The following is a 19,001-nucleotide window of genomic DNA, read 5'->3' as shown; positions in this document are numbered from 1 at the left end:
CCGTGGCACGCGCCACGGGCCGAACCCACCCCGCCGCACACCTCCCGCCGGGGCCGGGCCCCGCGCACCCGCACACCGTCCGGCCCCGCGCCGTACCGGCCCTCACCGACGAGGGCCGCGGCGCGCACACCCCGACAAGGCCGCTGTCCGAGCGCGGTTCACACGCAGTTCAAAGGGGAACTGACACATGCCTCTCGTCATCGTCGGAATCAGCGTCCTGATCCTGCTGTTCCTCATGACCAAGCTGAAGCTGAACGGCTTCATCGCCCTCCTCCTGGTGGCCGTCGGCGTCGCGCTGGTCGAGGGAGTCTCCTACGAGAAGATCCCGGAAGTCCTCGCGGACGGCGTCGGGGGCCAGATCGGCGACACCATGCTCGTCGTCGGCATCGGCGCCATGGTCGGCCGCGTCATGGGCGACTCCGGCGCCGCCCAGCGAATAGCCGACAAGCTGATCGACAGCTTCGGGGTGGGCCGGGTCCAGGTGGCCATGGTGGTCACGGCCATGCTCATCGGCGTGACCATGTTCTACGAGGTCGCCTTCGTCATCATCGTCCCGGTGGCGTTCACGATCGTCCGGGTCACGGGCAAGAACCTGCTGTGGGTCGGGCTGCCGATGTCGATCGCCCTGTCGACCATGCACAGCTTCCTCCCGCCGCACCCCGGCCCCACCGCGGTCGCCGCCTCCTTCGACGCCTCCGTCGGCCGGACCCTGTTCTACGGCCTCTTCTTCGCCGTGCCGTTCGGCGCGCTGATCGCCCTGGTGTGGCCGCGGCTGCCGTTCGTCAGGAAGATGAACCCCTCGCTGCCGAAGGGCCTGGTCTCCGACCGGACGTTCAGCGACGAGGAGATGCCGAGCATGGCCTGGTCGCTGTCGGTGGCCCTGTTCCCGGTCGTGCTGATCGCCGGTTCCGCGGTGTACGAGATGGCCGTGTCCGAGTCCAACCCGGCGCTGCCGTTCGTCACCTTCATCGGCGCGGGGCCGATCGCCCTGCTGCTGGCCCTGCTGCTGGCGATCTGGGCGTTCGGGCCGCGCATCGGCCGGTCGCTGGCGGACGTCAGCGCGTCCTGCACCTCCGCCGCGCAGGCGATGGCCATGATCCTGCTGGTGATCGGGGCCGGCGGCGCCTTCAAGGGCGTGCTCGTCGAGGCCGGGATCTCCGACTACATCAAGGACCTCACCTCCGGCTGGTCCATCTCCCCGATCCTCCTCGCGTGGCTCATCGCGGCCATCCTCCGCATCGCCCTCGGCTCCGCGACGGTCGCCGTCGTGACGGCGGCCGGCGTGGTGCAGCCCCTCCTGGACGGCAGCGGAGTCCACCCCGAGCTGATGGTCCTCGCCGTCTCCTGCGGGTCCATCGCCTTCTCCCACGTCAACGACCCGGGCTTCTGGATGTTCAAGGAGTACTTCAACCTCTCGGTCCTCGACGCCATCAAGGCGCGCACCACCTACACCACCGCTCTCGCGGTCCTGGGCCTCGGCGGCGTCCTCGCCGTCGAGGCCGCGCTCGAAGCGCTCAACGTATGACCGCCCTCCCCACCGACACGGACCAAGGACGTCTCGAGCCATGAGCCAGCCGACCATCACCGCGTTCTCCGTCTATCCGGTCGCCGGCCGGGACTGCATGGAGCTGAACCTCTCCGGCGCGCACGGCCCCTACTTCACCCGCAACGTGGTCGTCCTGACGGACTCCGAGGGCCGTACGGGCCTGGGCGAGGTACCGGGCGGGGAGAAGATCACGCAGACCCTGCGCGACGCCGAGCCCCTGGTCGTCGGGGCGAGCGTGGGCGACTACAAGCGCGTCCTGCGCGAGATCGGGGGCCGGTTCGCCGACCGCGACACGGGCGGACGCGGCGCGCAGACCTTCGACCTGCGGACCACCGTCCATGCCGTCACCGCGGTCGAGTCGGCGCTGCTCGACCTGCTGGGCCAGCACCTCGGCGTGCCGGTGGCGGCGCTCCTGGGCGACGGGCAGCAGCGCGAGTCCGTCCGGGTGCTGGGGTACCTGTTCTACGTGGGCGACCCCGGCCGCACCGACCTGGAGTACACCCGCGAGCCGGAGTCGGACGTGGAGTGGTACCGGATCAGGCACGAGGAGGCGCTCACCCCCGAGGCCATCGTCCGCCAGGCCGAGGCCACCTACGACCTGTACGGCTTCCGCGACTTCAAGCTCAAGGGCGGTGTCCTGGAGGGCCGTGAGGAGGTCCGGGCGGTGCGGGCGCTCAAGGAGCGCTTCCCGGAGGCCCGGATCACACTCGACCCGAACGGCGCCTGGTCGCTGCGCGAGGCCGTCGAGCTGTGCCGGCCGCTGGTCGGCACGCTCGCCTACGCCGAGGACCCGTGCGGGGCGGAGGCGGGCTACTCCGGCCGCGAGATCCTGGCGGAGTTCCGCCGCGCCACCGGCCTGCCCACGGCGACCAACATGATCGCGACCGACTGGCGGCAGCTGACTCACGCGCTGGCCCTGCAGTCGGTGTCGATCCCGCTGGCGGACCCGCACTTCTGGACCATGCGGGGCTCGGTACGGGTGGCGCAGCTGTGCGAGGCGATGGGCCTGACCTGGGGATGCCACTCCAACAACCACTTCGACATCTCGCTGGCCATGGTGACCCACTGCGGGGCCGCCGCCCCCGGTGAGTACAACGCCCTGGACACGCACTGGATCTGGCAGGAGGGTCTGGAACGGCTCACCACCGCCCCGCCGCGGATCGTCGACGGCCGGATCGCGGTTCCCGACGCGCCCGGCCTCGGGGTACGGCTCGACATGGACCGGCTCCTGGCGGCGCATGAGCTCTACCGGGAGAAGGCCCTGGGCGCCCGGGACGACGCGGTGGGGATGCGGTACCTGATCCCCGACTGGACCTTCGACGGCAAACGGCCCTGTCTCGTGCGCTGAACCGACACCTGATCCGGAGCCGGCCCGGAGCCGGACCGGGGCCGGGCCGACGCCGGACCGACGCCGGGGCCGGGACGGGAGCCGCAAGCCCGGAGCAGGGCCCCGGACCGGGTCCCTGACCGGGCGGGTCCGGGCGCGAGCCGGCGCGTGGCCGCGGCCTGGCGGGTCAGGTACTCCGGTCGTCCGCGGAGTTGGCCCGCACAGCGTCCGTGAGGACCCGTTTGCCCCGGCCCGGGCGGACATCCAGCTCCATCAGCACCGCGGGTACGGCGATCCCGGACAGCAAGTGCCGGTAGAGAGCGAGTATTTCGCGCTCCAGGTTCAGCCGCGGAGTCAGCGCCGCGACCATCGCGTTCATGCCGCCGTACGCCCCGACGGTGATCCGGGCCGTCTCCGCCGGGTCGACGTGGAGCAGGAGTTCGCCGCGGTCCTTGGCCTCGCTCAGCAGCTTGGTGTTCCGCTCGACCCAGTCGATGTACGGGTAGCTGCGGTTGAGCCCGTGCACCTGATCCAGCGAGAGCCGGGCGCTGGCCCGCAGCAGCGGGTCCGTGGCCAGCAGATGCGTATAGATCAGGCCAGTATCCACATACTCCTGGACCTTGTACGCCTGGGGCGCCGGCACCGGGGTCTCCCTGACCTGGGCCTCCAGCACGGCGGCGGCCAGCGCCTCCTTGTTCGCGAAGTGGAAGTAGAGGGCTCCCTTCGTCATGCCGACCCGGTCCAGGATGTCCGTGAGCTTCGCGGCCTCGTATCCCTTCTGGTCGAAGACGGCCGCCGCTGCCTCAAGAATCGCCCGGCGGGTGCGAATCGCTCGGTCCTGTTTCACCACTGGGCGTACCGTCCCGTCCCTCTACGCCGGCTCGACCATGGGCGCGCATGACTCATTTCTTGCGTACCTCAGGGTAGAACCAGCCCACCTGTGTTCTATTTTCCGTATCTCTCACGGCGCGGAGCCCCCTCCATGAACCTCAACTACGTTGGAAAAGTGGCGCTTTGTTCGCTTCACAGACCCTACTCCGATCGGTAAAGCAAACCCGCCGGTACGTATTTTTCCGCGTCGGCCGCGCCTGTCCGGCCACGACATCACGGGGAACGATGGTCGCGTCCATGCCGGTCGATGGAACGATCCGGCAGGCCGGGCCGGCCGAGGAGGACGTATGGGACCGATGATGTCCCCTGTCGATGCCATCGCCGCCGATGTCATCGTCGTCGGTGGCGGGCCGGTCGGCATGCTGCTCGCCGCGGAGCTGGCCGGCTTCGGCGTCGACACGCTCCTGCTGGAGAGCAAGGAAGCCACCGACGAGCAGCCGAAGGCCGGCACGGTGCACGCCCGTGCCGCGCAATCCCTCGCGCGGCGCGGCTATCGGAGCGGCACCCGGCCGGCCGGCGCCACGAGGCAGCCCTTCCATTTCGCCGGCATCCCGGGGCTGTCCATCGAGGCCCCCGACGGCGAACCGGCCCCTGTGCTGAAACGCGCCCAGGCCGCGTACGAGCGGGAGTTCGAGGCTGCCGCGGTCGCCCGGGGCGCCCGGATACTGCGCCGCCACCGCGTCGTGGACCTCACACCTCGCCCGCGCGGTGTCCGTGTCACGGCCGAGGCGCCCGACGGCGTCCGGACGTTCGACGCCGCGTACCTCATCGGCGCCGACGGTGCCCGCAGCACGGTACGCGCGCGGTGCGGCTTCCCGGTCGACACCTCACCGGCGTCCGTCTCGGCGCTGATGGGCCTCGTCCGGCTCACCGGCCCCGCCCGCCCGGAGCCCGGCTGGCAGCGGACGCCCCGCGGCTGGATCATCAGCCGGCCCGACGCCGACGGCCGCCACCTGGTGCGCACCCTCGACTGCACCCGGGCCCACCCCGACCGGCACGCCCCGGTCACCTTGGCGGAACTGCGCGGCGAGGTGGCGTGGATAGCGGACGCCGACATCGGCATGGACGACCCGCTCGGGCTCACCCGGTTCAGCGACTTCTCGCTCCTGACCCGGCGGTTCCGCCAGGACCGGGTCTTCCTGGTGGGTGACGCGGCCCATACGCACTTCCCCGTCGGCGGCCAGGGAATGAGCACCGGGCTCCTGGACGCCCTCAACCTGGCGTGGAAACTGGCGCACGCCGTACACGGCCGGGCGGGTGAGCACCTGCTCGACACCTACGACGCCGAACGCCGCCCGGTCGCGTCCCGACTGGTCGACAACACCCGTGCCCAACTGGCGCTCATGCGCCCCGGGCCGGAGACCGACGCACTGCGGTCCCTGATGGCCGAGGTTCTGGAGACCGAGGACGGCCGCGCGTTGCTCAGCGGCATGATCAGCGCCCAGGAGACCTCGTACCGGCCGCGCTCGCCGGAATCCTCCGCGTGGGAGGGCCGCTTCCTGCCCAACCTGCCGCTCGTCACGGAGGACGAGGGCCCCACGGACGTCATCCGCCTCCTGCGCGACGGCCGCCCCCTGCTGCTGCTCGCGTCCGACGCGGACGCCTCGCTCGCCACAGCGGCCGAGAGCCGGCCGGACACCCTGCGCACCGTGCGCGTACGGGCGGAAACCGCGCTGCCGAGCGAGGCGCTGCTGGTCAGACCGGACGGTTACGTCGGCTGGGCCGCCGACGGCGACGACCTCGAGGGCGCGCTCACCGACTGGTTCGGCACCCGGTGAACGGGAGCACGCGCTTCCGCGGGTGCCGCCGGTGAGGGTCCCGTGGGTGAGGAACGCGGCAGCACGTCGACTGTCCTGGCGGGACGCCAACTGCCGCAGCGAAGCGATGGACAATCAGCGCCAAAGCCGCACCGAACACCCGCCGGATTTGACTTAACTTGCTTAAGTCAAACAATTGGGTTATCTCTTCTCTGCCACTCAGTGATCGCCCACACGGAGGCCCGACCATGTCCCACACCCATTCCGGACCGCCCGACGAGGCGGCGTCGGCGCCGCGGTCGAGTGCGATCGTGGCGGTCCTGGCCTTCAGCGGGATCGTCGTCGCCACGATGCAGACCCTCGTCATCCCGATCGTCCCGGAACTCCCCAGGCTGATCGACGCGCCCGCGTCGGACACCGCCTGGGCCGTCACCGCCACCCTGCTCGCCGCCGCCGTCGCCACCCCGATGGCGGGGCGGCTGGGCGACATGTTCGGCAAGCGCCGCCTGCTCCTGATCAGTCTGGTCCTGCTGGTGACCGGGTCGGTCACCGCGGCGCTCAGCGAGTCCCTGCCCGTGCTGATCGTCGGGCGGCTCCTCCAGGGCCTGTCGGGCGGCGTGATCCCGCTCGGCATCAGCATCATGCGCGACGAACTGCCCGCCGAACGGCTCGCGTCCGCCACCGCCGTGATGAGCGCGTCCCTGGGCGTCGGCGGCGCGCTCGGCCTGCCCACCGCCGCGCTCATCGCCGAGAACTTCGACTGGCACACGCTGTTCTGGGCCTCGGGAAGTCTGGGGGCCGTCGCCACCGTGCTCGTGCTGACCCTCGTACCGGAGTCCAAGGTGCGCACCGGCGGGCGCTTCGACCTGGTCGGCGCCATCGGTATGGCGGCGGGGCTGGTCTGCCTGCTGCTGGCGATCTCCAAGGGCGCCGACTGGGGCTGGGGCAGCGGCACCACGCTCGGGCTCTTCGCGGCGGCCGTCGTCATCCTGCTGGTGTGGGGCCTGTTCGAACTGCGCACGCCTCAGCCGCTGGTGGACCTGCGCACCACCGCCCGCCGCCAGGTGCTGTTCACCAACCTCTCCTCCATAGCACTCGGCTTCTCGATGTTCGCGATGTCCCTGGTGCTTCCGCAGCTTCTCCAGCTGCCCGAGGCGACCGGCTACGGCCTGGGGCAGTCCCTGCTCGCGGCCGGCCTGGTCATGGCGCCCTCCGGGCTGGTGATGCTGGCCATCGCCCCGGTCTCCGCCGCCCTCTCGAAGGCCAAGGGCCCGAAGATCACACTGATGACCGGTGCGCTGATCGTGGCCGCCGGCTACGGCCTGAACATCGTCCTGATGGACCAGGTCTGGCAGTTGGTGCTCGTCTCCTGCGTCATCGGCTGCGGTATCGGCTTCACCTACGGTGCGATGCCGGCGCTCATCATGGGCGCCGTGCCCCGGTCCGAGACGGGCGCCGCCAACAGCCTCAACACGCTGATGCGGTCGATCGGCACCTCGGTCGCCAGCGCGCTGGCCGGCGTCATCCTGGCCCAGATGACCACCACGCTCGGCCCCGTGTCCGTGCCGTCCCAGAACGGTTTCCGCACCGTCCTGGCCCTCGGCGCCGGCGCCGCGCTCCTCTCCTTCACCCTCGCCGCTTTCATCCCGCGCCGGAGCGCCGGACAGGCGACGGCGACGCCGGCGGCCCCGGGCCCCGCCGAGCCGGCCGAGGCCGCCAAGGCCGAGGCGTAGCGAGGTATCCCCTTCGCCGGGGCCCGTCGGCGCGAACCCGCCGAGGAGCCCCGGCCGTTCGGCCTCGCCGGCCGGACTCCACGGCGCACTCCAGGGAATCGGACGGTGGCCGCGACATGGGCGGCGTGCCCGTCGCCGCCGTCCCGGGTCAGAGGGTACGGCCGAAAAGATCGAGCAGGGCCGTCCAGTGGCGTTCGGCGGCCTTGGCGTCGTACGCGGAGGTGTCGGCCTGCGTATAGCCGTGGTGCGCGCCCGCGTAGACCTCCGCGCGGTGACGGACACCGGCCTGGTCGAGGGCCGCTTCCAGACGCCGGATCTGCTCGGGGGGAAGCGACTGGTCCTGGTCCGCGTGTCCGAAGTACAGCTCGGCGGTGACCCGGTCGGCGACCCGGTGGGGACTGTCCGGCGCCTCGGTGGCCAGGTTCCCACCGTGGAAGCCGGCCGCCGCGGCGATGCGCTCGGGGTAGGTGCCCGCGGTACGCAACGCCAGGACCGCGCCCATGCAGTAACCGGTGATGCCGACCGGTCCGTCGGTGGCCCGCGGACAGGCGGCCAGCCAGTCGAGGTAGGAGCCGGCGTCGCGCATGGCGAGTTCGGGGGTGAGCGCTCCCGCGATCGGCATGAGCTTCTCGAAGATGTCCGGACGCGTCCCGGCCTCGATGAACTCGGGCAGTTCCACCAGCGGGGCGGCGCCGTCGCGGTAGAAGACGTTCGGCACCAGCACGGTGTAACCGGCCCCGGCCAGACGGTCGGCCATCCCCCGCAGGTGAGGCCGGATCCCGAAGACATCCATGTAGAGCAGGACGGCCGGGTGGCGGGCGGTGTCGTCCGGGTGCGCCAGGTAGGCGTCGGCCACGCCGTCCTGAGTGGGGACCTCCACGGCTGTTCCTCGTACGGCGGTCATGGGGGGGCTTCCTTTCAGCGGCACTCGCGGTGAGGCGGGCAAGCGTATCGGCCCGCCCCGCAGGGCGAGACGATCACGGCGAACCATCGGCGGGCTTCCCTCGCCAACGCCACCACGCCCCACCACCTGACACCACATGGCGCCACAGCGACTAGTGTGATGCGCCAGAAATCCTGATGGTTAGTTCTGCTCTGTTTTCGGGGCGGTGGTTCCGACCTTGGTGAGGTAGTCGGCGAGGGATTTGAGGATCTCGTCGGCTGTCTTGGTCCAGGTGAAGGGGCGCGGTTTCTCGTTCCAGGTGTCGATCCACGCGGTGATGTCGTTCTCCAGTGCCTTCACGGAGGTGTGGACGCCGCGGCGGATGAGCTTGTCGGTCAGCAGGCCGAACCACCGCTCGACCTGGTTCATCCAGGAGGAGCCGGTGGGGGTGAAATGGACGTGGAAGCGGGGGTGTTTGCCGAGCCACGTCCTGATCTCGGCAGTGTTGTGGGTGGCGTAGTTGTCACAGACGAGGTGCACGTCGAGCCCGGCGGGCACCGCCTTGTCGATCCGGATCAGGAACTTCTTGAACTCGATCGCCCGGTGGCGGCGGTGAAGTGCCGATATGACGGTGCCGTCGGCGATGTTGAAGGCTGCGAACAGGCTGGTGATGCCGTGCCGCAGGTAGTCGTGGGTGCGGCGTTCGGGCATGCCCGGCATCATCGGCAGCACTGGCTGGGAGCGGTCCAGCGCCTGGATCTGGCTCTTCTCGTCCACGCAGAGCACGACCGCCTTCTCGGGCGGGTGGTGGTACAGGCCGACAACGTCGACGACCTTGGCGACGAACTGCGGATCGGTGGACAGCTTGAAGGAGTCCTGCAGGTGAGGCTTGAGGTCGAACCGCTTCCAGATCCGCCCGATCGTCGACTTCGACAGGCCGGTGCGCTGGGCCATCGAGGCCCGTGACCAGTGCGTGTCCCGGCCCGGGAGCGACTCCAGGGTGGCCACGACGACCTCCTCGACCTGGTCGAGGAGGATCGAAGGCGGCCGGCCCGAGCGCGGCTCGTCCTGCAGGCCATCGAGGCGTTTCGCGATGAACCGGGCCCGCCAGCGGTCCACGGTTGACCTGTCGATACCGAGGTCGGCCGCGGCCTGCTGGTTCGTCCCGCCCTCCGCGCAGCGCAGCACGATCTTGGCCCGTAACGCGAGGAACTGGGCGGTCTTCGCCTGCCGGGCCCACTGCTGCAGCTGCCTGCGCTCAGCATCGTCGAGGATCAGATCGGCCTTCGGCCGGCCGACCCAGCCGGCGTCCTCAAGCCCCGCCATCCGCTCTGCGGCGAAAGCACGACGCCACTTGCCGACCGTCTTGGCCTGGACACCGACGAGCCGCGCGACACCCGCGTTCGACATGCCGTCAGCACACGCCAGGATGATGCGGGCCTTCTCGGCCGAGCGCCGGTGCGGCATCTTCGTCCGGCGCACCAACTCGGCGCGCTCAGCCTCGGACAACGTGACCGCCACAGCAGAAGGCCCCGAATGCGACATGCCAACAGGGTACTTACTAACCATCAGGATTTCTGGCGCATCACACTAGTGCCGCGACCGGCAAGGTTTGCCCGTCAAGGAGCGGCGTCCGGTGCGTGTGATCGCAAGGCGGTCAGAAGTCCATGTAGCGGAGCTACCTGGGCTTTTGGCCAACGCGGCGAGCGCGCGTGCCGGGCGTCGCGACGGGGCAAACGTTGCCGGGAGGGGCACTAGTCACGGCGCCAATCTGGTGCGCGCCCCGGCGTGGTTCCCCTCCCCCGACGTCCTCGACCTGCGCCGCAGGGCCACGGGACACCTGGGTTTCGGACACGGCATCCACCAGTGCCTGGGACGGCAACTGGCGCGCGTCGAGCTGACGGTGGCCCTGCCCGCGCTGCTCGAACGGTTCCCCACGCTGCGTCTCGCCGTACCGCCCGAGGAGGTGCCGCTGCGGACCGACATGAACATCTACGGCGTGCACCGCCTGCCGGTCACCTGGGACGCGGACCGATCCCCCGGTCGGCGCGGAACGGCCAGTGCGCTGTGCCGGCGGGCGCGTCAGTTCGTCCGCTGCACGGCGCACACCGTGGCCGCGCCGTTGAAGACCTGCCACGAGAGCGTCTGCCGGTCGGTACGCCGGGGGCAGCTGCCGCCGTTCAGCACCGCCGTGATCGCCACGCTGGGCGGCGCGTTCTTCGGTTTCATCGACCTGCTGCAGGGGCACGTGGGTGACATCGTCCTGGTCCCCGGACGGTCTGACGCTCGGCACCATCAGCGGTCTCGGCGGCGCCCTGGGCTATCGCCGCTCCTCGACGTCCGGGGGAAACGGGCCGGCAAGCACCTGGTGCCCCTGACCGCCATCGCCGCCTCCACCGGCCACGCGGCCGCCCACATCGCCGCCCGCTCGACGAGCGGCTCTGGCCGGCTCCGCCGTCCTGCTCGCGCCGGCGGTCGTGACGTCCTCGCCCGCGAGTCCACCCTCCGCCTCGAACCGCGCCGGCCACGACCGGACACCGTCGGCATCAGAGCGGAAGATCGTCGGGCAGAACCCGGAATGCCTTGTGGCGTCCCAGTGGCCGCACAGCCCGGAAGTCGCGACGGTCGAGAGTCAGCACGGCGTCGGTGTCGTAATCAGCGGCGAGGGCGACATTCACCGCGTCCGTGAGATCGAGGTCAAGATCGCGGTAGCGCGCGCGTACGGACTGGGCGACGCCCAAGTGGTCCTCTGTGATCTCGGGCACGGCGATTCGCCCCCGGCGCATCCAGTGTCGGATGTCGTCGACCGCGCTGAGCGCCGCATCCCGGCCGAGTTCACGGGTGGCGACGTGATCGATCTCGGCGAGCAGCAGCGGGGACATCACCAGGAGGCCCGCAGCCATGATCGTTTCGTTCGACGCCTGGTGTTCAGGATGAGTGGAGTCGAGCGCCGCGAGGAGCCCGGACGTGTCCGCGATCACGATGATCACGAGGCGGTACCCGTATCGGTCTCGGCGAGTACGGCGTCGGCGACCGTGTCACGCACCTTGCGCTTGCCGAGAGTGCGACCGGCCCCTTCGAAGGTGCGGGAGAAGAGAGGCTCGCTCCAGACGCGGTTGGCCATGGCCGCGAGGTGGATGCCCTCACGGATGATCTCCGCCTCGCTTATACCGCGCCGCTTGGCCGCCTCTTTGATGATGGCCAGGTCTTCCGGGTCGGCGTAGACATTGGTTCGCTTCATGGACATGTACCAAGACTAGCGTATGTACCAGATTGACGTATGTCATCCACCCAGGGGCCGGGCGGACTGCTGGGGGCGCGGTGACGGCAAGGCGCCCGCACGTCTTCACCAATCGGTGGATCAAGCCTCAAAGCTTGAGCACAAATTCCACACACCCTCTCTTCATTCGGGTCCCGATGGTCTAGATTGACCGTGCTTCAGCTGTTCGGACATGAGGCGACCAATGATGATCTATGGGTCCGACACCATGTAAAGCCAGCTTGTCGCGTCCCCGGCGCCAGATGTCGGGGTGATCAGTTCTCGGAGCCCGAGAGCGGGCCCTGGGTGCGGGGAGCACCCCGGGTTCCGGCGGGTTCCCGCGCACCACGAAAGCCTGGCGGGGCAGGGGAGTCCGCCGCCGCCGGGGCGGGTGTTCAGGTAGCTCTGCGATGGCCGGTCTGTCATGTGCGGCCGGGGGGTGGGGGCCTCCCGAGGGGAGGAGCGGTGCGGGGGGCGGGGGCCTCCCGAGCAGAACAGTGTGAGGCGAACACGTCGAACCACTGGGGACCTTGGGGGGTTCTGTGCGGCAAGGGGGATTAGTCAGCCCGTTTCCGTCGGCGCGCGGGCGTCTGGCGGACGGGGCGAGCAGCCGGCCCGCGATCGACTGGGAGCAGCGGTACCAGCGCACCGTGATCACCAGCGATACCGTGGCCACCGCCTTCGTGGTGGCGACGATCGGCAACTTCTTCGGGGCCCGGGACGCGGCCAACTGGCACGAGAAGTGGGGAATCCTCGCATTCGGCACCGAGCTGCTGGTGCTGGGGGCGCTCGCGGTGAGCCGGGCGTGGGCTCCGGCCGTGCTCGGCCAGGGAGCCGAGGAATTCCGCCGGCTCGGACGCTCGCTGTTCGCGGCGACCGTCGTACTGGCCCTCGGCGGGATCGCCCTCACCTCGCGCAACATCAAGTTATGGATCTTCGTCGCGGTCCCCGCGATCGCGCTCGTCACCATGACCTCGCGGTATCTGCTGCGCCTTGGGCTGCACAAGCAGCGGAAGGAAGGACGGTGCCTGAGACCGGTGCTCGCCGCCGGGAGCCCGGCCACCGTGCACGACCTGATCACCCGGACCCGCAAGTTCCCGCACCTCGGCTGGCGGGTGGACGCCGTGTGCACGACGGACGGTCTCGGGATCGACGGTGACCAACTGGACGGCGTGCCGGTCGTCGGCCCGCTGGCGGACGTCGCGGGCCACGTCCGCCGCGACGGCTACCGGGTCGTCGCGGTCACACCGGACCCGCACTGGTCACCGGACCGGCTGCAACGGCTGGCCTGGAACCTGGAGGGCAGTGACGCCGAGATGGTCGTGGCCCCGGTTCTGATGGAGGTGGCCGGCCCGCGGCTGCACATCGACGCGGTGCTCGGGATCCCGCTGCTGCGGGTCAGCATGCCGGCCTTCACCGGGGGCCGCCGGGCGGTCAAAGAGGTCGTCGACCGGATCGGCGCGGCGATCCTGCTGATGCTGTTCGCGCCGCTGATGGTGGTCGTCGGGCTGCTCGTGCTGGCGGACAGCCGGGGTGGGGCGTTCTACCGCCAGCGCAGGGTCGGCAAGGACGGCCGCGAGTTCACCATCCTCAAGTTCCGCACCATGGTCACCGGGGCGCACGGGGCACGCGCCGTCCTGGCCGACCGCAACGAGGGCGCGGGGCTGCTGTTCAAGCTCCGCCGGGACCCGCGGGTGACCCGGGTGGGAGCGGTGCTGCGCCGGTACTCGATCGACGAGCTCCCGCAGCTTTTCAACGTGCTCACCGGATCGATGTCGCTCGTCGGTCCGCGGCCTCCGTTGCCGGAGGAGTCCGCCGCGTACGGCCCGGACATCCGGCGGCGGCTGCTCGTCAAGCCCGGGCTCACCGGACTGTGGCAGATCAGCGGGCGCAGCGACCTGCCGTGGGAGGAGGCCGTCCGCCTCGACCTGCGGTACGTGGAGGACTGGTCGCTCGCCCTCGACACAGTGATCTTGTGGAAGACGCTGCGTGCGGTGCTCCAGGGGCGGGGGGCCTACTGATACGCGGGGGGAATTGTCCGGTCGGCGCACGGACCACAGGCCAGAGGGGCCTGTCTGGGGGGAGGAACGAGTCATGAGAGTCAGCGTTTTCGGGCTCGGCTACGTGGGCTGCGTGTCGGCCGCGTGCCTGGCGAGCCTGGGTCACGAGGTCATCGGGGTGGACGTGAACCAGGTGAAGGTCGACCTGGTCAACGACGGCAAGGCCCCGGTGGTCGAGGAGCGGATCGGCGAGCTCACGGCCGAGGTCGCGCGGACCGGGGCGTTACGCGCCACCGGCGACGTCCGCGAGGCGATCATGGGCAGCGACGTGTCGCTGGTCTGCGTGGGCACACCGTCGGAGGCCAACGGCAGCCTGTGCACCACGTACTTGGAGCGGGTCACCGAGCAGATCGGCGCGGCGCTGGCCGAGGGGGCCGAGCGGGGGGTGCGGCACACCGTCGTGTTCCGCAGCACCATGCTCCCGGGCACGTGCGTGAACCTGCTGGTACCGATTCTGGAGAAGTACGTCGGCGGCACGGCCGGGGTGGACTTCGGGGTCGCGGTCAACCCGGAGTTCCTGCGCGAGGGCACGAGCGTGCGGGACTTCTTCGACCCGCCCAAGACCGTCATCGGCGAGCTCGACCCGGCGAGCGGCGACGCGGTGGCCGCGCTCTACGACGGCCTGCCCGGCGAGGTGTTCCGGGTGCCGGTCCCGACGGCCGAGGCGATCAAATACGCGGACAACGCGTTCCACGGCCTCAAGATCGGCTTCGCGAACGAGCTGGGCGCGGTGTACCAGGCGCTCGGGGTGGACTCGCACCAGGTGATGGACGTGTTCCTGGCCGACCGCAAGCTGAACATCAGTCCCGCCTATCTGCGGCCCGGCTTCGCCTTCGGCGGCTCCTGCCTGCCCAAGGACCTGCGCAGCCTGGTCCACGCGGCGCGGCGGGCCGACGTCTCGGTGCCCATCCTCTCCCACGTGCTGGCCTCCAACTCCGACCATCTGCAGCGCGCGGTGGACCTGGTCGAGCGCACCGGCAGGCGCCGGGTGGGCCTGTTCGGGCTGTCCTTCAAGCCCGGCACCGACGACCTCCGCGAGAGCCCGCTCGTCGAGCTGGCGGAGAGGCTCTTCGGCAAGGGGTACGACCTGCGGATCCACGACGCCAACGTGAGCCTGTCCCGGCTGATCGGCGCGAACCGCGAGTACATCGAGACCCGGCTGCCGCACCTCGCGCAGCTGCTCGCGGACTCCGTCGACGAGGTGCTCGACCACGCCGAGGTGTGCCTGGTCGGGACCAGGGACCCGGCCGTACTGTCGGCGCTGCCCCGAAGCGGCGGCCCGGTGATCGTCGATCTCGTCCGCCTTCCCGACGCCGAGGCGCGCCGGGCCGAACCGGGGTACGTGGGCCTTGCCTGGTGACACATCGTTCGGCGACACGGCCGGCGACGAGCGGCAGGGCCGGCGTGCGCTGATCCTGGTGGAGAACCTGTCGGTGCCGTTCGACCGGCGGGTGTGGCAGGAGTGCACGACGCTGCGCGACGCGGGCTGGACGGTGCACGTCATCTGTCCCCGGGGGAGCAAGCGGGACACGGAGCCGGAGGCGGAGATCGACGGGGTGCGGATCCACCGCTACCCGTTGCGTGCGGCCACCGGAGGACCGGCCGGCTACCTGCGGGAGTACGGATCGGCGCTGTGGCACACGGTCCGGCTGGCCCGCGGGATCGGCCCGGTCGACGTGGTCCACGCCTGCAACCCGCCCGACCTGCTGTTCCTGCCGGCACGGTGGCTGAAGCGGCGCGGCGCGCGGTTCGTCTTCGACCAGCACGACCTGGTGCCGGAGCTGTACCTCTCCCGGTTCGGCCGCGGCGAGGACCTGCTCTACCGCGCCGTGTGCGCGCTGGAACGGCTGACGTACCGGGCCGCGGACGTCGTGCTCGCCACGAACGAGAGTTACCGGGACGTCGCGGTGCGCCGTGGCGGCCGGCGGCCGGAGGACGTGTTCGTGGTGCGCAGCGCGCCCCAGACCGACCGGTTCCGACCGGTGCCGCCGGAACCGGAGTTGAAGCGCGGCAAGCCCCATCTGCTGTGTTACCTCGGCGTCATGGGCCCGCAGGACGGCGTCGACTACGCCTTGCGGGCGCTCGCGAAGCTGCGCGACGAGCTCGGGCGGACCGACTGGCACGCGGTGTTCGTCGGCGCCGGCGACGCCTTCGACGCGATGGTGGAGCTGTCCCGGCGGCTCGGGCTCTCCGGGCAGGTGCGGTTCACCGGGCGCGTTCCGGACGCCGACCTGATCCGCTACCTGTCCACCGCGGACGTGTGCCTGTCCCCCGACCCGCGCAATCCGCTCAACGACGTGTCGACCATGAACAAGGTCCTGGAGTACATGGCGATGGGCCGGCCGATCGTCTCGTTCGACCTCCGGGAGGCGCGCGTCTCCGCCGGTGACGCCGCCGTCTACGCGCCCGCCAACGACGAGGCCGCGTTCGCCGAGCAGATCGCGCTGCTCCTCGACGATCCGGAGAGGCGGGCCCGGATGGGCCGGATCGGCCAGGAGCGGATCAACGGGCGGCTGTCCTGGCGGAACTCGCAGGCGTCGCTGCTCGCCGCCTACGCCGCTGCCTGCGGTGACCGGGCTCCGGTGTCGGCGGGCGATCCGGGCCGACCAGGGAAGAGGCCGCGGCGTTGAACGACGACACGATCCGCCTGGCCACCATCGGGCGGATCCTCCGCCTGCGCTGGCGGCTTCTCGCCGTCCTCACCGTGCTGGGCGCGCTCGTCGGCTACGGCGCGTCGGCGGTGCTGTTCCCGCCGCGGTACACGGCGTCGGCGTCGGTACTGCTGCTCGGGCAGTGGGAAGAGCGCGAGCTGCTGACCCAGGTGGACATCGCGACCAGTTCGTCGGTCGCCGACCGCACGGCCGCCGAGCTCGGCTGGAGCGGAGTCGGCGGCGACGAGCTGCGGGACCGGGTGACGGCCGAGGCCGCCGACGGGAACATCATCAAGATCTCGGGTACGGCCGACACCCCGGAGCGCGCGCAGCGGCTCTCCGACCAAGCGGCCCGGGAATTCGTCGAGTTCGCCGCGCGGATCACCGGCGGCGGCACCGGCTCCGAAGCCACCGCGGCGCCCGAGGCGCTGCGGAAGAAGGTCGACGAGACCAGCCGCCGCATCACCGACCTGGCGAACGCGGCCGATCCGGGGCGGACCGTGGAGGGCGTGCAGGCCCGCACCGCGCTCGAGAAGCTGCGCACGTCGCTGGAGGAGGCCATGACGAAGCTGGACCAGGCCGCCCCCGCGAACAACAAGGCGGGCATGGTCGTCATGGGACCGGCGGCCCGGCCGGGCGACGAGGCGCCGCCGACGACGACGCAGCTCGTCGTCGGCGGGGCGCTGCTGTTCTTCCTGGTCGCGGTCGTCGGCCATCTCACCGCCGCGCGGATGAATCGCCGGCTGCGCGCCGGACCGGAGATCGCCGCGGCGCTGGGCTCGGTGCTCCTCGGCACCGTCGACGTACCTGAGGAACGTGGCGCGCACCAGCCGGGAGCCCCTGGCCCGCGGGCCCGGATCCGGCGGCTTCTCGGCGTCGACACCCGGTGGGACACACCGGCCCCGCAGCGGTCCCGCGACGAGGCCGGCAGGCGGATCCGCTACCGGCGGGTCTGCGCGCGCCTCCGGGAACAGCTGCCGGCCCCGCGGCGGCTGCTGGTGGTCGTACCGGACGGCGACGAGATCGCCCGCCGGGCCGCCGGGCAGCTCGTCGCCGAGGCCAGGAGCGAGCCTTCGCCGGCCTCTGCGGGCAGGGGGTACCCCGTGCTGCGGGTGGTGGAGGTCCCGGTGGACCGGCCGACGGTGCCGGACCGCGGCCCGGAGTCCGGCGCCCTGGTCGTCCTCAGCGCGGGCAACTGGACCGCGGAGGAGGTCGGCGGCATCGCCGAGGCGTGCGCGGACGGCAGGCACGAGGTCGTCGGCGTTGTCGTCGCCGGCCCGGTCCGGGCCCGCCCGACGCGGTCCGCCGACCACACTGAGGACCACCCCACTGTGGCGCTCGCGGTTCACGGTCGCGCGACGGGAGATTCAGGGTGACGACGAGCACGACGCCGGAGTCGTCGGCCGCCGCTCCGTTGCTGGACCTGCGGTCGCTGGTCGTGGCGGTGCGCAGACGCCGCCGCCTCTGGTGTTCCCTGGCGCTCCTGGGACTGCTGGCCGGCGTGGCGGTGGCGGTCCTGCTGCCCCCGCCGCCGAGCGCGGTGACCAAGGTGCTGGTCGCGCACGCGGAGGACCAGCCGAACGACATGGGAACGCTGATCCGCACCGACGTCGCCGTGCTGGGGACCACGCGGATCGCCGACAAGGCCCTGCGGTCCCTCAAGTCCTCCGAGGCCCCGGAGGACTTCCTGCGGGACTACCGGGGCACCGGCTTGACCAACAACCTGTTGCAGATCGATGTGGCGGGTTCCAGCGACGAGGACGCGGTGGCCCGCGCCAAGGCGCTGGCCGACGCGTTCGTCGCGGACCATGTGCGGCGGATGCGGGAAACCGCGGCGGCCGAGGCCAAGGCCCTGCTCGACCAGCGTGACCGTATGCGGGACGAACTCGCCGAGGTCAACAAGGAGATCGGCGTCCGGTCGCCGGAGACGGAGAGCGACCCGAGGGAGTCGGCGGGCGTCGAGACGCTCTTCGCCCGCCGGGCCGAGCTCAACTCGCGGATCGCCGATTTCGACCAGCGCGCCGCGGAGGCCCGGACGGGCACGCCCAAGGTCGTCGCCGGCACGCAGATCGTGGACGCCCCGCGCCCGGTGCGGCACTCCCTGCCCAAGGCCGCCGCCACCGACGCCGCGATCGGACTCGTCCTCGGGCTCGTCCTCGGGCTCGCGCTGGCCGCGGTCCACACGGTGGTGGCGGACCGCCCCGTGCTCCGCCGGGACATCGCGGCGAACCTGGGCGCCTCGGTCATCGCGGAGCTGCCCCACCGGTCGGGCGGACTGTGGCGGCGCCGACGGACCCGGGTGGCACGCGAGCGGCTCACCACCAGCCTGGCCCGTACCGTGCGCGGCTCCGCGGAACCGGTGTCGTTGCTGGAGCTGGGCTGTGCGCGCGGTACGAGCGTGATCGCCCTGGACGTCGCCGGGGCGCTGGCGGCGGAGGGGCCGTTGGTCGTCGTCGACGGCCTGCCCGGCCCGCAGCTCGCCAGGCGCCGCCCGAAACCGGGAGACCCCACCGTGGTCAGCGGCGAGCGTGCCGCGGCCGTGTCGGATCAGGAGCGCCGGCTCGGTGTCGGCTCGGTCGCGCCCGGCACGGCGTGGACCGACCTCCAGTACCTCGGCACGCGGACCGTGCTCGTCGTGCGGGCCGGACACGGCAGTGCCGCATGGCTGCACACCGTGGCGCGGCAACTCGCGGACCAGCGCGTCGCGGTGATCGGTGTGGTGCTGATCGACCCCGACCCGTGGGACCGGACCGACGGCACTCTGTGGGACGGGCTGCACACCGCGCTGCGCGGCCACCACGAGCGGCCGGCCCGGGAGAACGCGCCGGGCCGGGCGTGGACGGAGCGGCCGTCATGGACACGGGTCCCGGACATCGACCAGGAGGCGCGGTAGG

15 protein-coding genes and 1 pseudogene are annotated in these 19,001 nt (G+C 71.3%); 10 read left to right on the top strand and 6 right to left on the bottom strand.

Annotated features, from left to right (window positions below):
* Window positions 1–187 precede the first annotated feature (187 nt).
* Both ACU6P3_RS26555 and ACU6P3_RS26550 read left to right on the top strand, forming a co-directional pair.
* Window positions 188–1,525, top strand: a complete 1,338-nt coding sequence (locus tag ACU6P3_RS26555; protein ID WP_030744987.1) for a gluconate:H+ symporter — start codon at window positions 188–190, stop codon at window positions 1,523–1,525.
* 40 nt (window positions 1,526–1,565) lie between these two features.
* Complete coding sequence (locus ACU6P3_RS26550; RefSeq protein ID WP_447194418.1) at window positions 1,566–2,894, top strand: enolase C-terminal domain-like protein; 1,329 nt, start codon at window positions 1,566–1,568, stop codon at window positions 2,892–2,894.
* Window positions 2,895–3,060: 166 nt separating this feature from the next.
* Here the strand turns inward: ACU6P3_RS26550 and ACU6P3_RS26545 are convergent, their stop codons facing one another.
* The gene (locus ACU6P3_RS26545) at window positions 3,061–3,720 is read right to left on the bottom strand and encodes a ScbR family autoregulator-binding transcription factor (protein WP_447194417.1); all 660 of its coding nucleotides are present in this window, start codon (window positions 3,718–3,720) and stop codon (window positions 3,061–3,063) included.
* Between the two features lie 331 nt (window positions 3,721–4,051).
* On the opposite strand from ACU6P3_RS26545, the gene ACU6P3_RS26540 reads away from it, so the two are divergent.
* Both ACU6P3_RS26540 and ACU6P3_RS26535 read left to right on the top strand, forming a co-directional pair.
* Window positions 4,052–5,542, top strand: a complete 1,491-nt coding sequence (locus tag ACU6P3_RS26540; RefSeq protein ID WP_447194416.1) for an FAD-dependent monooxygenase — start codon at window positions 4,052–4,054, stop codon at window positions 5,540–5,542.
* A gap of 227 nt (window positions 5,543–5,769) precedes the next feature.
* Window positions 5,770–7,254 carry an MFS transporter gene (locus ACU6P3_RS26535; protein ID WP_447194415.1) on the top strand — a complete coding sequence of 495 codons (1,485 nt, stop codon included), beginning with the start codon at window positions 5,770–5,772 and terminating at the stop codon, window positions 7,252–7,254.
* Window positions 7,255–7,402: 148 nt separating this feature from the next.
* On the opposite strand, the gene ACU6P3_RS26530 is transcribed toward ACU6P3_RS26535, so the two are convergent.
* Together ACU6P3_RS26530 and ACU6P3_RS26525 are read right to left on the bottom strand one after the other, a co-directional pair.
* A complete protein-coding gene (locus ACU6P3_RS26530; protein ID WP_447194414.1) occupies window positions 7,403–8,158 on the bottom strand; it encodes a dienelactone hydrolase family protein in 756 nt (251 codons plus the stop codon).
* A gap of 180 nt (window positions 8,159–8,338) precedes the next feature.
* Window positions 8,339–9,658, bottom strand: coding sequence for an IS630 family transposase (locus ACU6P3_RS26525; protein ID WP_447198078.1), 1,320 nt, complete (start codon window positions 9,656–9,658; stop codon window positions 8,339–8,341).
* Between the two features lie 256 nt (window positions 9,659–9,914).
* Between ACU6P3_RS26525 and ACU6P3_RS26520 the strand changes: the two are divergent.
* Window positions 9,915–10,163, top strand: a pseudogene (locus ACU6P3_RS26520) (cytochrome P450); the annotation flags it as partial.
* A gap of 56 nt (window positions 10,164–10,219) precedes the next feature.
* On the opposite strand, the gene ACU6P3_RS26515 reads toward ACU6P3_RS26520, so the two are convergent.
* The 3 genes from ACU6P3_RS26515 to ACU6P3_RS26505 form a co-directional block, all read right to left on the bottom strand.
* Window positions 10,220–10,366 (bottom strand): hypothetical protein, encoded by a 147-nt coding sequence (locus ACU6P3_RS26515; protein WP_447198198.1) that lies wholly within the window; start codon window positions 10,364–10,366, stop codon window positions 10,220–10,222.
* A 317-nt stretch (window positions 10,367–10,683) separates the two neighbouring features.
* Window positions 10,684–11,127: a PIN domain-containing protein gene (locus ACU6P3_RS26510; RefSeq protein ID WP_447194413.1), complete on the bottom strand. Its 444-nt coding sequence runs from the start codon at window positions 11,125–11,127 to the stop codon at window positions 10,684–10,686.
* A complete protein-coding gene (locus ACU6P3_RS26505; protein ID WP_447194412.1) occupies window positions 11,124–11,384 on the bottom strand; it encodes a ribbon-helix-helix domain-containing protein in 261 nt (86 codons plus the stop codon). Before ACU6P3_RS26505 ends, ACU6P3_RS26510 begins: the two co-directional genes overlap by 4 nt.
* A 554-nt stretch (window positions 11,385–11,938) precedes the next feature.
* Here ACU6P3_RS26505 and ACU6P3_RS26500 point away from each other — a divergent pair.
* The 5 genes from ACU6P3_RS26500 to ACU6P3_RS26480 all read left to right on the top strand — a co-directional run bounded on the left by ACU6P3_RS26500 (window position 11,939) and on the right by ACU6P3_RS26480 (window position 19,000).
* Window positions 11,939–13,417 (top strand): sugar transferase, encoded by a 1,479-nt coding sequence (locus ACU6P3_RS26500; RefSeq protein ID WP_447194411.1) that lies wholly within the window; start codon window positions 11,939–11,941, stop codon window positions 13,415–13,417.
* Window positions 13,418–13,490: 73 nt separating this feature from the next.
* Window positions 13,491–14,816, top strand: coding sequence for a nucleotide sugar dehydrogenase (locus tag ACU6P3_RS26495; protein WP_447194410.1), 1,326 nt, complete (start codon window positions 13,491–13,493; stop codon window positions 14,814–14,816).
* Window positions 14,806–16,086 (top strand): glycosyltransferase family 4 protein, encoded by a 1,281-nt coding sequence (locus ACU6P3_RS26490; RefSeq protein ID WP_447194409.1) that lies wholly within the window; start codon window positions 14,806–14,808, stop codon window positions 16,084–16,086. Before ACU6P3_RS26495 ends, ACU6P3_RS26490 begins: the two co-directional genes overlap by 11 nt.
* Window positions 16,083–17,483 carry a YveK family protein gene (locus ACU6P3_RS26485; protein ID WP_447194408.1) on the top strand — a complete coding sequence of 467 codons (1,401 nt, stop codon included), beginning with the start codon at window positions 16,083–16,085 and terminating at the stop codon, window positions 17,481–17,483. The genes ACU6P3_RS26490 and ACU6P3_RS26485 overlap by 4 nt, the downstream gene beginning before the upstream one ends.
* Window positions 17,480–19,000, top strand: coding sequence for a Wzz/FepE/Etk N-terminal domain-containing protein (locus ACU6P3_RS26480; protein WP_447194407.1), 1,521 nt, complete (start codon window positions 17,480–17,482; stop codon window positions 18,998–19,000). Before ACU6P3_RS26485 ends, ACU6P3_RS26480 begins: the two co-directional genes overlap by 4 nt.
* Window position 19,001 lies beyond the last annotated feature (1 nt).

The sequence above is a fragment of the Streptomyces hebeiensis genome (genome assembly GCF_052983195.1).
This window is presented reverse-complemented; position numbering and strand designations above follow the sequence as displayed.

Bases quoted from the DNA above. Each gene is read 5' to 3' on its own strand.
- ACU6P3_RS26530 (WP_447194414.1), bottom strand. From the start codon at position 8,158: ATGACCGCCGTACGAGGAACAGCCGTGGAGGTCCCCACTCAGGACGGC.
- ACU6P3_RS26540 (WP_447194416.1), top strand. From the start codon at position 4,052: ATGGGACCGATGATGTCCCCTGTCGATGCCATCGCCGCCGATGTCATC.
- ACU6P3_RS26550 (WP_447194418.1), top strand. From the start codon at position 1,566: ATGAGCCAGCCGACCATCACCGCGTTCTCCGTCTATCCGGTCGCCGGC.
- ACU6P3_RS26515 (WP_447198198.1), bottom strand. From the start codon at position 10,366: ATGAAACCGAAGAACGCGCCGCCCAGCGTGGCGATCACGGCGGTGCTG.
- ACU6P3_RS26495 (WP_447194410.1), top strand. From the start codon at position 13,491: ATGAGAGTCAGCGTTTTCGGGCTCGGCTACGTGGGCTGCGTGTCGGCC.
- ACU6P3_RS26505 (WP_447194412.1), bottom strand. From the start codon at position 11,384: ATGTCCATGAAGCGAACCAATGTCTACGCCGACCCGGAAGACCTGGCC.
- ACU6P3_RS26535 (WP_447194415.1), top strand. From the start codon at position 5,770: ATGTCCCACACCCATTCCGGACCGCCCGACGAGGCGGCGTCGGCGCCG.
- ACU6P3_RS26555 (WP_030744987.1), top strand. From the start codon at position 188: ATGCCTCTCGTCATCGTCGGAATCAGCGTCCTGATCCTGCTGTTCCTC.